General features: G+C 69.4%; 10 protein-coding genes. 6 read left to right on the forward strand and 4 right to left on the reverse strand.

The genetic code is table 11. From position 1 onward, the window contains the following. Positions 1 to 71: 71 nt before the first annotated feature. Entirely contained in the window at positions 72 to 1286 is a 1215-nt protein-coding gene (locus FV560_RS16925) for an acyl-CoA dehydrogenase family protein (RefSeq protein WP_235020188.1), read from the reverse strand. 124 nt (positions 1287 to 1410) lie between these two features. On the opposite strand from FV560_RS16925, the gene FV560_RS16930 reads away from it, so the two are divergent. Next, positions 1411 to 4062, forward strand: coding sequence for an Ig-like domain-containing protein (locus FV560_RS16930; protein ID WP_159622747.1), 2652 nt, complete (start codon positions 1411 to 1413; stop codon positions 4060 to 4062). Between the two features lie 10 nt (positions 4063 to 4072). Here the strand turns inward: FV560_RS16930 and FV560_RS16935 are convergent, their stop codons facing one another. After that, complete coding sequence (locus tag FV560_RS16935; protein ID WP_159622748.1) at positions 4073 to 6685, reverse strand: helix-turn-helix transcriptional regulator; 2613 nt, start codon at positions 6683 to 6685, stop codon at positions 4073 to 4075. Positions 6686 to 7010: 325 nt separating this feature from the next. On the opposite strand from FV560_RS16935, the gene FV560_RS16940 reads away from it, so the two are divergent. After that, positions 7011 to 7292, forward strand: coding sequence for an HU family DNA-binding protein (locus FV560_RS16940; RefSeq protein WP_159622749.1), 282 nt, complete (start codon positions 7011 to 7013; stop codon positions 7290 to 7292). Between the two features lie 241 nt (positions 7293 to 7533). Here the strand turns inward: FV560_RS16940 and FV560_RS16945 are convergent, their stop codons facing one another. Then, positions 7534 to 8490: a TetR/AcrR family transcriptional regulator gene (locus tag FV560_RS16945; protein WP_159622750.1), complete on the reverse strand. Its 957-nt coding sequence runs from the start codon at positions 8488 to 8490 to the stop codon at positions 7534 to 7536. Between the two features lie 87 nt (positions 8491 to 8577). Here FV560_RS16945 and FV560_RS16950 point away from each other — a divergent pair, with 87 nt between their 5' ends. From FV560_RS16950 to FV560_RS16965, 4 genes are read left to right on the forward strand one after another with little or no spacing between them, the layout of a single operon-like run. After that, positions 8578 to 9513 (forward strand): ABC transporter ATP-binding protein, encoded by a 936-nt coding sequence (locus FV560_RS16950; RefSeq protein WP_200837752.1) that lies wholly within the window; start codon positions 8578 to 8580, stop codon positions 9511 to 9513. Further along, positions 9510 to 10310 (forward strand): ABC transporter permease, encoded by an 801-nt coding sequence (locus FV560_RS16955; RefSeq protein WP_159622752.1) that lies wholly within the window; start codon positions 9510 to 9512, stop codon positions 10308 to 10310. Before FV560_RS16950 ends, FV560_RS16955 begins: the two co-directional genes overlap by 4 nt. 52 nt (positions 10311 to 10362) lie before the next feature. Then, complete coding sequence (locus FV560_RS16960; protein WP_159622753.1) at positions 10363 to 10710, forward strand: DUF3039 domain-containing protein; 348 nt, start codon at positions 10363 to 10365, stop codon at positions 10708 to 10710. 20 nt (positions 10711 to 10730) lie between these two features. Further along, positions 10731 to 12542, forward strand: coding sequence for a DEAD/DEAH box helicase (locus tag FV560_RS16965; protein WP_159622773.1), 1812 nt, complete (start codon positions 10731 to 10733; stop codon positions 12540 to 12542). Positions 12543 to 12675: 133 nt separating this feature from the next. Here the strand turns inward: FV560_RS16965 and FV560_RS16970 are convergent, their stop codons facing one another. After that, positions 12676 to 14013: a nicotinate phosphoribosyltransferase gene (locus FV560_RS16970; protein ID WP_159622754.1), complete on the reverse strand. Its 1338-nt coding sequence runs from the start codon at positions 14011 to 14013 to the stop codon at positions 12676 to 12678. Positions 14014 to 14022 lie beyond the last annotated feature (9 nt).

Below are 14022 nucleotides of genomic sequence, written 5' to 3' on the forward strand. Positions count from 1 at the left end.
CCCCGGCCTCGCGCCATCCCACGCGCCGAACGCTGAGTTGCTCGGCATCGCCCGAGCAAACGCCGAACAGCTCAGCGTTCGGCGGGAGGGGGCGTGGGGCCGAGGAGCGCTGTGGCCATCGCGGAGTGCGCCGAATCTTCACTGCTGGGGTGGAACATGCCGGCCAGAACATCCCGGTAGAGCCGTCCCAGCTCGCTCCCGGTCCGGTAGGCCGATCCGCCGGCCACCTGAACCGACGCCGTCACCACCTCTCGGGCCACCTCGCTGGCCCGCCACTTCAGTGCTGACAGCCGCGGGAACCAGAGGTCGCCGTGGTCCACGCTCTCGTCCACGTCCCGTGCCAGCGCCTCGATCTGCTGGGCCACGCCGTCCAGAGCGATACCTGCCGAGGCGATACGGCGCCGCACGTCCGGATCGTGAGCAAGCGGTGCGCCGTCGTTCTTGCGGGAGGTCCGGGCCCGCGCGGCCTCGACAGCCACGGACAGAGCGCGCTCGGCGATCCCGGTGTAGACCGCGGCCAGCAAGATCTCGAAGCAGGCAAAGATGCCGAAGATCAACGGATCCGTGCTCGGCCCCGGATCGATCCGGCGGATCACCCGCTCCGGTGGGGCGTATCCGCCGCGCAGCAACGTGGTCTGCGACTGCGAGGCCCGCTGGCCCAGAGTGTCCCAGTCGTCCAGGATCTCCACCCGGCCGGCCTGGACCTCGTCCCGGTCGAGAAAGGCGAACACCGACTTCGGAGCATCTGTGCTCGTGGTGTCGGTGCCGAAGACGCCCAGGCGAGTCCACGCGGGCGAGAGCGAGGTGAAGATCTTGGTGCCGGTGAAGCGATACCCACCGCCACCCTCGGCGTCCTCGGCACCTTCGGCATCTTCGGCACTGTCGGGCTCAGCCTGAGTCGTGGAGCCGAAGAGCATCAGGTCGTTGCCCGGTTCGGAGATCCCGAACGCGAAGATCTCCCCGGCGGCCGCGTCCGTCAGGACCTGGTCGGCGAAGGTCTCGCCGCGCGCGCGTACGACGTTCGCCACGCCGACCCACACCTGATGCATGTTCACCGCGAGTGCCGTGGCCGGCGCGGCTCCCGCGAGCGCCCGCTGGGAGCGGGTCAACTCGGCCAGGCTCAGACCGCCGCCGCCCCAGGTAGCGGGCACATGCGCTCGCAGGTAGCCGGCCCGAATCAGATCGGTGAGGTCGTCGGTGAAGAAGGTGTTCTCACGGTCGTAGCGCGCGGCGCGGGATCGGATCGCCTCGAGGAGGCCGGGATCGAAGAACTGGTCGTCGCTCACCTGCCCAGCGTAGGCGCGGATACGCATGATCTACCGATGTGGCGGCAGCGGTGTCGTCCCTAGCGTCCGGAGGGCACTGCCTACTGGGCCACGACGCGCCCACGTTCGGATTCGAGAGGACACCATGCAACAGACACCACGGGCGCGCTGGCGAACGGCGCTCGCCGCAGTCACGACGGCGGCGCTCACCGGAGTGGGAATGGTCGCCGTGGCGGCACCCGCCCAGGCCGCGCCGACCACGCTGACGTTTGATGATCCGAGCGGTACGGCCTGGACTGTGCCGGCCGGGGTGAGTTCGCTCGAGGTGGCCGTGGTCGGCGCTGCTGGCGGTGGGGGCGAGACGCTCAACATTCCCGGCACCGGGATCCCGCTCTCCGGCGATGGCTCCGGCGGTGCCGGCGCCGTGATCACCGGAACGATGAGCGTGACGGCCGGGCAGACCCTGACACTCTATGGATCCACGATGGGCGGGCCGGTGGGCACCAGGCACGAGCCCGGCGGTGGAGGCGACGGATTCGTGCGCGGTGGCCAAGGAAACACCGGATCTCTCTTGGGCAAGGCCGGCGGAGGTGGCGGGGGTGCGAGCGCGATTGTCAGCGGCGTAGCCCCGCTTGTCGTGGCCGGTGGCGGTGGCGGTGGTGGCGGACGTGGCGCGGGATTTGCGAACTGCCATGGCGGCCACGGGGGGCACAGCGGCGAGGACGGCCAAGGCGGGTACGGGATCTGCAGTGGAGCGGGAGCAGGAGGCGCGGGCGCCAGTCCACTCCTCTATCAGCAGCCCGGTGGCCCGGGCAGCGGCGCCGGCAACAGCTCCAGCGGCGGTGGCGGTGGTGGCGGTGGCGGCGGCTACGCGTTCAGCGGGAGCGGTGGCCGCGGCAGCAGCGTGGGCGGCGCTGGCGGTGGCGGTGGAGGTGGCGGCGGCTCGTTCGCCACCGTCGACTCCCTCTCCACCGAGCTCGATGAGCAACTCCGGGACGGGTTCGTCCAGATCACCTTCGATCCCACATTCGACACCAGCACGACCGTGACGGCAGAGCCTGCTTCAGGTCTGGTCACCGGACAGGAGTCAGATGTGCGGGTCGAGGTTGCGAACCTGGACACCTCGGAAGTCCCGGCCGGTGCGGTGACTCTCACCGATGGTGACTCCTCGTTCGGACAAGCACGCCTCGACGGCGGTGAAGCCGTCTTCCGGGGAGTCCAGCTGCCAGTCGGCACCACCACACTCAGTGCGGAGTACCAGCCCGACAGTGAGAAGTTCTCGGGATCGGCTGGAACACTGGACATCACGGTCGATCCTGGGCAGACCACCACCACCCTCCAGATCGACCCGGAGGATGCTGTGCACGGGCAGAACGTGAACCTCCGCGCCCTCGTCGCGCCGGTCTCCCCGGCGTCGGGAACAGTCGCCGGCGAGGTCTCCTTCGAACTGGACGCCAGCCCGCTCGGCAGGGCATCTGTGACTGACGGCATCGCGGAACTGGACATCCCGGCGGACTTCATCGGCACCGGCCGGATCACCGCCTCCTACGAGGGGTCTGCGTCCTTCCGGTCCTCCGCCTCCAGCGGTGTCACCCTCGCCGTTGACAGGGCCGTCTCGACCCTGAGCCTCGACCTGCTCCCGGCAGATCTCATCGTCGGCGAGACGTCCTCGGCGGTCGCGATGGTGGGCACAGGTCAGCCCGGCGCCGCCAGCACCGAGGGCACCGTGCAGTTCTTCGTCGATGGCCAGCCGTGGGGCGAGCCGGTCGATGTCGACGATGATCGGGCGATCACACCGCTCGACGCACTGACGGTCGCAGCCGGTGATCACGAGATCAGTGCGATCTACAGTGGCAATGGCGAGCGCACCGCGGCCGAGAGCGAGCCGGAGGTGCTCTCGGTGGCGCCCGCCGACGCGGATGTCACCCTCGACGTCGCCCCTGACGGGCCGGTGTACTACGGCGACGTGGTGACCCTGGATGCGTCGATTGCGCTCATCGAGCCGGCCATGACCGATCTGGATGGTGAGATCGCGTTCTTCGCCGGAGACGAACTGCTCGGCACGGCACCAGTCACCGAGGACGATCCGGGCACGGACGGCAGCGGGGGCGGAGCGGATGGACAGGCCCCAACCGAGGCCGCGTCTGTCTGGGAGCCACGCACCGCAGCGGCGCAGCTGGTACTGGACGACCTTCCTGTGGGCGCGCATGAACTGCACGCCCAGTACCTGGGAACCGACTCGGTGAACCCCGCCCGATCTGAACCGGTGGGCCTGGAGGTGCTCAGCACACCCGTGCTGGTGACCGTGGCGACCTCACCGGAGTCGTCCGAGGAGGGCACGGAGGTCACGATCAGTGCCATCGTCGAACCCGACACCGACACCGACAGCGCGCAAGTGCCCACCGGGCAGGTGCAACTGATTCTCGACGGAACCGCGTGGGGAGAGCCTCTGGATCTCATCGACGGCGGCGCCTCGACCCTGACGTCGGTGCTCCCCGTCGGTCAGACGCAGGTGCAGGCGCGCTACCTCGGTGACGACGGACACGAGGTGGGCACCTCACCTGAGGTTCCCCACACGGTCACCGCGGCGCAGATCGAGGATGCCGACAGCGATTCTGATGGGACCGCCGGCACTGGCGGCAGTGACGGTTCTGACGCGACGGGCGGCGCGCATGGCACCGGAACCGATCTCGCGAGCACCGGCGCGAGTATCGGTGCGGCGGCACTGCTCGCGCTCCTGCTACTTGCTGCCGGGGTCGTCGTGACGACCGCCCGGCGCACGGCTCGGAGTCGATGATCGGCTGATCTCAACCGCGTGCGGACCTGGCCAGCGCTGTGGCCAGGTCCGCACGCGAATTCACCCCGAGCCGGGTGAAGATGTGCCCCACGTGGGTGTCGACAGTGCGCAGGGACACCACCAGCCGCTCGGCGATCTCTCTGTTCGACAGACCGGCGCGGACAAGGGTGGCGATCTCCTGCTGGCGAGGAGTCAGGGTCACCGTGGGCAGCGGTGCGGGTACCCAGACGCCCCGGCCGATCAACCGCCCGGCGATCCGTGCGGTGAGGGTCTCATCACCTGCCGCCAGGGCTTGGGTGTGTGCCAGGAGTTCGGGGGGAATCAGACCGTCCACCCGGACCGCAGCCTGCGCCACGCCGTCCACCTGCTCAGCCGTGGGCCGGCGGTGGCGTGCGGTCGCGACGCAGCCCAGGTGCCGGGCCAACAGCACGCCGAGCCACAGCTCCTCGCGGGCACACTCCTCGGCCACTGCCGCACACCGGGAGTCGATGTCTGGCTCCTCCAGTGCCACCGCAACAGCCAGGACGCGCACCTCGTTGTCGCTGGACACTGCCCGGGAGCCGCGAGGAGCGATCCGATCGTAGGACTGCCGTGCGCGGGCAGCACCGTCGAGATCACCCAGCGCGGCGAGGCAGTAGGCGAGCCCGGCCCACGCTGTCCCCGCGAACCCCGTGGGGTCGCGGAGTGCGAACCCCGACAAGGCCCCGCGGTAGTGATCGGCCGCCGCGGACCACTCACCCCGTGCTGCGTGGAACCGTCCTGAGCCCAGTTGGGTGACGGCGTCGTCGTATCGTGCCCACCGGTCCTCCGTGTGAGGCGGGTGCGTGGCTCGCTCGGGGTCGCCGAGCCAGATCGCTGCCATGAAGCGCGCGGCGACGATCTCGGAGAGAAGCCAGGGCCAGTCGACGGCCTCATGCCAGGAGGACAGCGCGCCGTCGGCGATCGCGATCGCCTCCTCGCCCCGCCCTGACTGACCGAGGCCAAGGACCAGGGAACCGATGACACTCAGGCGCAGCTCCGGGTCCGCGCAGTCACGTGCGAACCGTTCCAGCAGCGGCAGGCCCTCGGCAAACCGGCCGGCGTAGGCGAGCCGGATCATCCGGTCTGCCGCCTGCGCCTCGTGCAGGCCGGAGTCAGCCAGCGGCCCGCTCGCCGTTGCCGTCACCGTAGCCAGCGCCTCATCGGCGTCATCGTCGCTGAACTGCTGCAAGTCGGCGCGCAGTTGGGCGTAGCGCCAGCACAGCCGGTGCTGGCTCGTCGCCAGATGCGGGAGTACCCGGTCCAGGTCCGCTCGCGCCGAGGCGTCCGCCCCGGCGAACCTCGCGGCCTCCGCCCGCACCAGGAGCAGGTCGATGGCGCGGGCGTCGGCCGGTTCGAGCAGATCCAGGGCGGCGTCGCTGAGCCGTCGTACCAGCGGAAGGTCGGCCACGGTGGCCGCTGCGTGCACGGCGGCCACCAGATCCTCCGCTGCGGGCCGCACCTCGCAGGTCAGGGCCCAGTCGACCATGGAGAACAGCGCCGCCGGGTGGGACCTTTCGGACCGCGTCGCCGTTCCTCTGGCGCCCAGCCGATGGAAGAGTTCCCGACGGCGTCCAGGCAGGAGCGTAGCCCGGCTCACCTCAGCGTGGAGGGGGTGAGCGAGGCGGGCTCGGGGGACGCCGTCGTGGTGGTGGGATTCGGTCACGACGAGACCGCGCTGGACGCTGCGCTGGAGCGTGCCGTCCGAAACGGAGCCGTGCAGGCGGTGGATGGCGGTGGGGCCCGCCAGCGCGAGCAGATCGATGAGATCGCGTTCGTCCTCGGCCAGGCCCGTCAGTTCGGCTGCGATCAGGTCGGTGAGACGGTCGCCCACCACAGAGTGGTCACGCCAGATCCAGGCCCCATCCACCCGCACCAGGACGTTCGCCTCCCACAGCGAACGCACCAGCTCGCGCAGGTAGAGCGGATTGCCACCGGTCAGGTGCCACGCGTCGCGCGAGGTCTGCCGGGCCACAGGTCCGGCCAGGGCGGCCGTGAGGAGTTCCTCCACCTCGGCCGGATCGAGGGCACTCACGTCGATCCGCTCGATCCGGTCTCGACGGAGCAGACTTTGCAGCGGTGCCGGAGGTCCGGGCTGACGTCGGCACGTGCTCACCAACTGGGCCGTTCCTGCGTGCACGAGTTCGGCGAGCACCACGGCGGTCGCTTCGTCCACCAGATGCACATCGTCGACGACCAGCGTGGGGACGGGCTCCACCTGCGAGAGCGAGTCCGTGCATGCCTCGACGAGGCGGCCGATGGCGTCCGGTCCTGGGACATCGGAGGAACCGATGAGCGGTTCGAGGACGGTCCACGGGGTGGCGATCATCGCCGCCGGTGTACGCAACCAGATCGTCGTGGAGTCCCCGGTCTTCGTGCGTGCCGCGGGCTCTGTGCGGGACCCGGATGTGTTGCGTGATTCAGCGGCGGTGATCTCGTTCGCCATCAGTGACGTCTTGCCCACTCCCGGATCGCCGATCAGCATCACGCTGGTCCCCTCCGCGAGAGTGCTGCGCAGCGGCTCTCGGATGGCCGGGCGCCTCAACTCCGGCCAGGGTGCTGGGAGAGTTCCGGCCGCTGGGGCGGGAAGGTGACGAGACGGCACCAACTCACGCTACCGCGAGGAACTGGCCGACCGTGCAGCGTGTGGCGAGCGGTGCGGTTCGGCGTGTACCCGGCTTCGCCGCGGCGGACTCTCGACGGGTTGCGGCCGGTCTGCACGGTCGACGGCAGTCCGCGCCAGAGGTCCGAGCAACTGTGGCTGGTGTGACGTGTGGGACGAAACGGACGTAAGTGTGGCTTCGGATGGCCCAGATCGGCGGAAACACGCCGAGAAACGCCGCAGAAATGCTCGCTCGCGGGGCACGTCGTCGTAGTGTGACGACAGCGCTCCCCGATCGGGGAGCGGTCTCGAACGAAGGGAAATCTCCGTGTCCGTCAACCGCACTGAGCTCGTTGCCGCCATCGCCGAGAAGGCTGGACTGACCAAGACCGACGCCGATGCCGCTCTGGGCGCGCTGCAGGAGGTCCTGGTGGAGTCCCTGGGTAAGGGTGAGGCTGTCAAGGTGACCGGCCTGCTGTCCGTGGAGCGCGTCGAGCGCGCCGCGCGCACCGGCCGCAACCCCCGCACCGGCGAGGAGATCCAGATCCCCGCCGGCTACGGCGTCAAGGTTTCCGCTGGCTCCGCCCTGAAGAAGGCCGTCGCCAAGTGATCTCCGGCGGCCGCTGAGGGCCGCCACTGACGAAGGGGCGTGGGAGTGATCCCGCGCCCCTTCGTCATGTCGGCGTGCCACGGGGCGAAGGTGTTGTTCACGACGGCGGAGCCACGGGTTGCCGAGATCAGGTCACCTCGACGCATGCCTTCCGTACGGTCGCCCTGGTGGTCGGCCATGTCCTGCGGGCGAGGATGGCACGTGCTGAGGGCGGTACGTAGCGAGCTCTGCCTATCGCTGCCTATTCCCGCCCTCGCTTCGCCTGCCGCTCGCGTGCGCGCCCCACAGCCTCCTGTTCTCGCTTGACCGCCTCGCGGAGCTTCTTCTCCGCCTCGCGAACGGCCTTCTGAGCCTCGCGGCGGGCACTGCGAGCGGCACGCACCCGTGGATCTTTCGGGAAGGCATCAGTGTCCGCGTCGTCCGAGGGGGTGGGGACCGAGGCCGGGGCGCCCTCGGAGCGAGCCTGCACATACTGCTCAACTCCGTCGAGGATGCGTTTCAGTCCGAAGGCGAACGGATCGGCGTCAGCGGTGTAGACGCCCGCATCGATCGCCTGCCGGAGTGCTGGGAACTGCTCCGGCGTGACGAGCGTGGCGACGATGTGCGCCACTTGACGGTCGAGATCCTCGGGGGAGACCCCTTCGGCGCGGGCGCGCTCGTCGTATCCGCGCTCCACGTGAGCGGTCCATCGGGCATGCCCGGTCATCATCAGCAGCACGGCGATCCGTTCGAGCGGCTCGAGTGGTGTGTCTTCAAGAATTCCGAGAGCGGCGTCCATCCAGGCCAGGTTCGCCGGAGTGCTCGGGATCCCATCGATGGGGAGGTCCAGCATCCATGGGTGCGCGGCGTAGACCGCCAGGGTTTCCCGGTACCACTGGATCATCCCTTCCCGCCACGTGGGTGCCTCGGTGATGGTCAGCGGCGGGATACCGAGTGCGGCCTCGCCCATCAGGAGCAGCAGGTCGTCCTTGCGTGTGACATACCGGTACAACGACATGGTCGTGAAACCGAGGCGCCCCGCCACCGCGGCCATCGAGACGGAGCCGAGGCCGTCGGCGTCGGCGATCTCGACGGCGACGTCGACGATCCGTTCCAGGCTCAGCTCCCGCTTGGGTCCGCGCTGCTGCGGGTGGGCGGCCACGCCCCACGCGAGCGCGATACCGCGAGGGAGCTCGATCTCGTCCGGTTCGATGTTCATCGCCTCAGCCTAATTCTGTGTATGTCATAGACAATTTGAGTGTATCTCGCATACAGTTTATGGCGTACACGATACTGAGGAGGAGTGATGGACAACGCCATCGACGTGCGCGGCTTGCGCAAGTCGTTCGGCCGGGCCGAGGTGCTCGCAGGGGTGGACCTGACGGTGCGCCGCGGGAGCGTGCACGCGCTGCTCGGATCCAACGGTGCCGGCAAGACCACACTCGTGACGATCCTGGCGACGCTGTTGCGGCCCGACGCAGGGACCGCGAGCATCGCTTGTGCCGACCTCACTAGCGATCCGGTTGCCGTCCGCCGGAGGATCGCGCTCACCGGGCAGTCGGCCGCCGTGGACGAGGTGCTCACCGCGGAGGAGAACCTGCGGATGATGGCGGGCCTGCGCGGGCTTCGAGGCGGGGCAGCTCGCCGGCGCTCACGGGAGCTGATCGAGCGATTCGGCCTGACTGACGCGGCCGATCGGCGCGTCAAGACCTACTCCGGCGGGATGCGACGCCGGCTCGACCTGGCCCTGAGCCTCGTGGTGGCCGTGCCCGTGGTGTTCCTGGACGAACCGACCACCGGCCTCGATCCGCGCAGCCGACGCGAACTCTGGGACGTCATCCGCAGTCTCCGCCAGGACGGCACCACCGTATTACTGACCACGCAATACCTGGAAGAGGCCGACGAGCTGGCCGACATGGTCTCGATCCTGCGTGACGGGCGGATCGTCGCCGAGGGCTCACCGGCCGAGCTCAAGCGCACGGTCGGCGAGGACGTGGTGGAGGTGAGAGACGCCGTCGGGAAGGTGCTCCACGGCGAGCCTACGGACGGTACCTCTGCCGGCCTGCGCCGGGCGCTCGATGCGATTGACGCGCATGGCCTCACCGGTGAGGTGGTGGTGCGCCGGCCCAGCCTGGACGACGTGTTCTTCGCCCTGACCAGCCATACCCAGAGCTACGGAACGACCGAGAACCCCGACGACCACGCAGGCAGCCTCGCCGGCGCAGGAAGGATCCCGTCATGAGCGCACCTGTTCACGCCGCGGCGCCAGCCGCAGCACGACTGCGGCCCGGTGCCGTCGACGCCGTCTTCATCGCTCGTAGCCTGCGCCACAGCGTGCGCAACGTCGACGCCATGCTGATGGCGATCCTGCTGCCGGTGATGCTCATGCTGCTGTTCGTCTACGTCTTCGGCGGCGCGATCGACCCGGGCGGGGACTACGTGAACTACGTGGTGCCAGGCATCATCCTGCTGTGTGCCGGGTTCGGTGCCTCCTCCACCGCCATCGACGTGGCCGGTGACAAGGCATCCGGGATCATGGACCGGTTCCGCACCCTGCCGATCCGCAGCTGGGCGGTCGTGACCGGGCACGTGGTGGCGAGCCTGGCCCGCAACCTCGTCGCGACGATGGTGGTGCTCGGCGTGGCGCTCGCCATCGGATTCCGGCCCACGGCAGGTGCGGGCGAGTGGGTGCTCGCCATCGTCGCGGTCGCGGTCTACATCCTCGCGATCACCTACCTTTTCGCAGCGATCGGGCTCGCGACGGGCAGCCCGGAGGCAGCGAACGGGTACGGCTTCGTGCTGCTGTTCCTGCCCTACCTCTCCACGGCGTTCGTCGGCGCCGAGACCCTCCCGTCGTGGCTGCGTGGATTCGCCGAGCACCAGCCGATCACCCCGGTGATCGAGACCGTGCGCAGCCTCCTGATGGGCACGCCCGCCGGAACCGCGCCGTTGCTCGCCCTCGCCTGGATGGTGGCGATCCTCACGACGGCGGTGGTGTGGTCGGCGATCGTCTTCGCCCGGCAGGGTGGCCGGCGATGAGCGAGGTGCCCCTTGGGGCGCGGGACGCCGTCAGGCTTCGTACAATGGAGCCATGAGTCAGCCCACCGGACCGCAGGGACCCCAGGAGACCGAACGCCTGTCCTCGGGGCCGGGCACTGATGTGCTGGAGCGCGAGGAGACTCGCGAAGAGGCCTCGCCCGGCGATGCCGAGCGGTATGCGCACTACGTGAAGAAGGAGAAGATCACGGCGGCCGCCGTCTCCGGTGGCCCGGTCGTGGCGCTCTGCGGCAAGGTCTGGAGCCCGAACCGGGATCCGAAGAAGTTCCCGATCTGCCCCGCCTGCAAGGAGATCTACGAGGGCATCACCGGAGGCGGTGGCGACGGTGAGGACTCCTCCGGCGGACGTCGCGGCTTCTTCGGCTTCGGCTCCAAGAAGTGACCGGGCCGAGTTCCTCGGCCATCACTGCGAACACCACGACCTCTCCAGCCGGATCAACAGGTTCGGCAGGGTCCACCAGTGCGGCCTCCAACCTTCCACCCGCCTACCCCGCACGAGCACCGTGGGGCACGGCCTCCCGGTTGCGCGCCTGGCAGGCGGCTGCGCTGGAGTCCTATCTGGAGCGCAACCCGCGCGACTTCCTCGCCGTGGCGACCCCAGGTGCCGGGAAGACGACCTTCGCACTGCGCGTGGCCACCGAGCTGCTGGAACAGCGGGTCGTGCAGCGGGTGACGGTCGTCGCGCCGACCGAGCACCTGAAGACCCAATGGGCCGACGCGGCCGGGCGGGTCGGGATCCGTATCGACCCGAACTTCCGTAACGCCCAGGGGCGTCACGGCTCTGCCTACGACGGCGTCGCTCTCACCTATGCCCAGGTCGCCGCCAACCCCCACCTGCACCGTGCCCGTACCGACGCCGCACGCACGCTGGTGATCCTGGACGAGGTGCATCACGCCGGTGACGCACTCTCCTGGGGAGACGCCATCCGGGAGGCGTTCGACTCCGCGACCCGGAGGCTGTCCCTCACCGGCACGCCGTTCCGCTCGGACACCTCACCGATCCCGTTCATCACCTACGAACCCGACGCCGACGGAATCCGCCGCTCCCGGGCCGACCACACCTACGGGTACGGCGACGCACTGGCCGACCACGTCGTGCGTCCAGTGATCTTCCTGTCCTACTCCGGGCAGATGCGCTGGCGCACGAAGGCTGGGGACGAAGTGAGCGCGCGGCTGGGTGAGCCGCTAACCAAGGACCTGATCGGACAGGCCTGGCGCACGGCCCTGGACCCGGAGGGGGAGTGGATTCCCTCCGTACTCATGGCGGCCGACCGACGCCTGACCGAGGTACGCAGGCATGTGCCCGACGCCGGGGGCCTGGTCATCGCGACCGACCAGACCAAAGCGCGTGCCTATGCCGCGCACCTGCAGCGGATCACCGGTTCGGCTCCCGTCGTCGTGCTCTCGGACGACTCCGACGCCTCTCGCCGGATCGAAGAGTACGCCCAGGGTGACCAGCGGTGGATGGTCGCGGTGCGGATGGTCTCCGAGGGAGTCGATGTGCCGCGTCTGGCCGTGGGTGTGTATGCGACATCCACCGCTACCCCGTTGTTCTTCGCCCAGGCGGTCGGACGTTTCGTCCGGGCGCGTAAGCGTGGTGAGACCGCGTCGATTTTCCTGCCGTCCGTGCCGATCCTGCTCGCACTGGCGAACGAGATGGAGACCGAGCGCGATCACGCCCTGGATCGCAAGAGCGTCGGGGATGAGGCGGTCGAGATCTTCGCCGCCGAGGACGCGGAGCTCGCTGCGGCGAACAAGGAGGAGAAGGCGTCCGATGACCTCATGCTCCCCGGCTTCGAGGCGCTCGAGGCGCAGGCCTCTTTCGACAAGGTGCTCTTCGACGGCGGCGAGTTCGGCATGGGTGCCGAGCTGGGATCGGAGGAGGAACAGGATTTCCTCGGTATTCCCGGGCTGCTGGATGCCGACCAGGTGACCACCCTGCTGCGCTCGCGACAGGCGGACCACGTGGCCGCACGCCGTCAGAAGGGTGCAGCCGAACCTGCGCCGGTGGACGACCATCGGGTCGTGGCTGAACTGCGCAAGGAGCTCAACCAGCTGGTCAAGGCGTGGGCCCGGCGCAGTGGCACCCCGCACGGGGTGGTGCATACCCGCCTGCGCGAGCACTCCGGCGGAGGAGACGTGGCGACGGCGTCCGCGGAGCACCTGCGCACCCGTATCGCCAAGGTCCGGCGCTGGTTCGTCGGTCAGTCCTGACGGCGCCGCGTTCACGGACGTGAGACGAGCGGGCGAGTTCGCGCTGTGGAGAGGGGGCTGAAACTCAGGGTCAACTCGCCTCAGGGGTCGATTATTCGGCCCCGGAGCGAGGCGGGTCGACCTTGGGTGTCTCTCAGACCGCGATGTGCGTGGTCGCGATCGCGGGATCCCCGGCCGAGAGGCGGCGCGCGTACGGGGACAGCTCGGCTCGCGAGGTGCGGTGGCGTTCGGCCGCTTGAGTGACGCCGTCGGAACCGGTGAATCCCGGCTGCACGACGCCGTCCAGGACGAGGGGCACATGCAACCCGCGCAGACCGTCCTCGGCGGGCTCCCACCCGGCGACCGCTCCGCTGACCACGACTTCCTCGACTGCCCGGCCGGCAGTGTCCACCCGGCGCGCGGCGGCCTTACGCCCACCCACGCTCGACTTCGAGGCGGAGGCCTTCTGCACCGGCTCCATCACGCCGTCGCTGTTCTCGCGCTGGACCAGCTTGTAGACCATGCCGCAGGTCGGCGCCCCGGAACCGGTCACCACCGAGGTGCCCACACCGTAGGAGTCGACCGGTGCGGCGGCGAGGGAGGCGATCGCGTGCTCGTCCAGGTCGGAAGAGACCACGATCTTCGTACCGGCGGCGCCGAGCGAGTCGAGCTGGTCGCGTACCTCCCGGGCCACCATGCCGAGGTCTCCGGAGTCGAGGCGCACCGCGTCCAGGCCGGTTCCGGCGGCTGCGATCGCCCGGCGCACCCCCTCGGCGATGTCGTAGGTGTCGACCAGCAGTGTGGTGGCATCTCCGAAGGAGGCCACCTGGGAGGCGAATGCCGAGGGCTCGTCGTCGTGCAGCAGGGTGAAGGCGTGTGCGGCAGTGCCGATCGTGGTCAGACCGTACCGGCGGCCCGCCTCCAGATTGGACGTGCCCGCGAACCCGCCCACGACGGCAGCCCGCGCGGCGGCGACCGCAGCGTACTCATGTGCGCGCCGACCACCCATCTCCAGGCACGGCCGGGTGCCCGCGGCGCTGGTCATCCGGGACGCTGCGGAGGCCACTGCCGAGTCGTAGTTGAGGATGGAGAGCACGAGCGTTTCCAGCAGCACACCTTCGGCGAATGATGCCTCGACCGTCATCAACGGAGAGCCGGGGAAGAACACCTCACCCTCGGCGTAGCCGTGGATCTCTCCGGTGAAGCGGTAGTTCGCGAGGAACTCCAGCGTCTGGTCGTTCACGATGCCGCCCTCGCGGAGGAACTCCAGCTCGGCGTCGGCGAATCGGAAGGTACTCAGCGCCTCCAGCACGCGCCCGGTTCCGGCCACCACGCCGTAGCGGCGTCCGGCAGGCAGGCGCCGGGTGAAGACCTCGAAGACGCATCGCCGGGACGCTGTTCCGTCGGCGAGCGCAGCCTGCAGCATCGTGAGCTCGTAGCGGTCGGTGAGCAGGGCCGTACTGGGCTGGGTGCCCCTCTGTGACGCGGACATGAGGCAACG

Origin of the sequence: Ruania rhizosphaerae (assembly GCF_009805705.1) — a bacterium.
Classification (GTDB): domain Bacteria; phylum Actinomycetota; class Actinomycetes; order Actinomycetales; family Beutenbergiaceae; genus Ruania; species Ruania rhizosphaerae.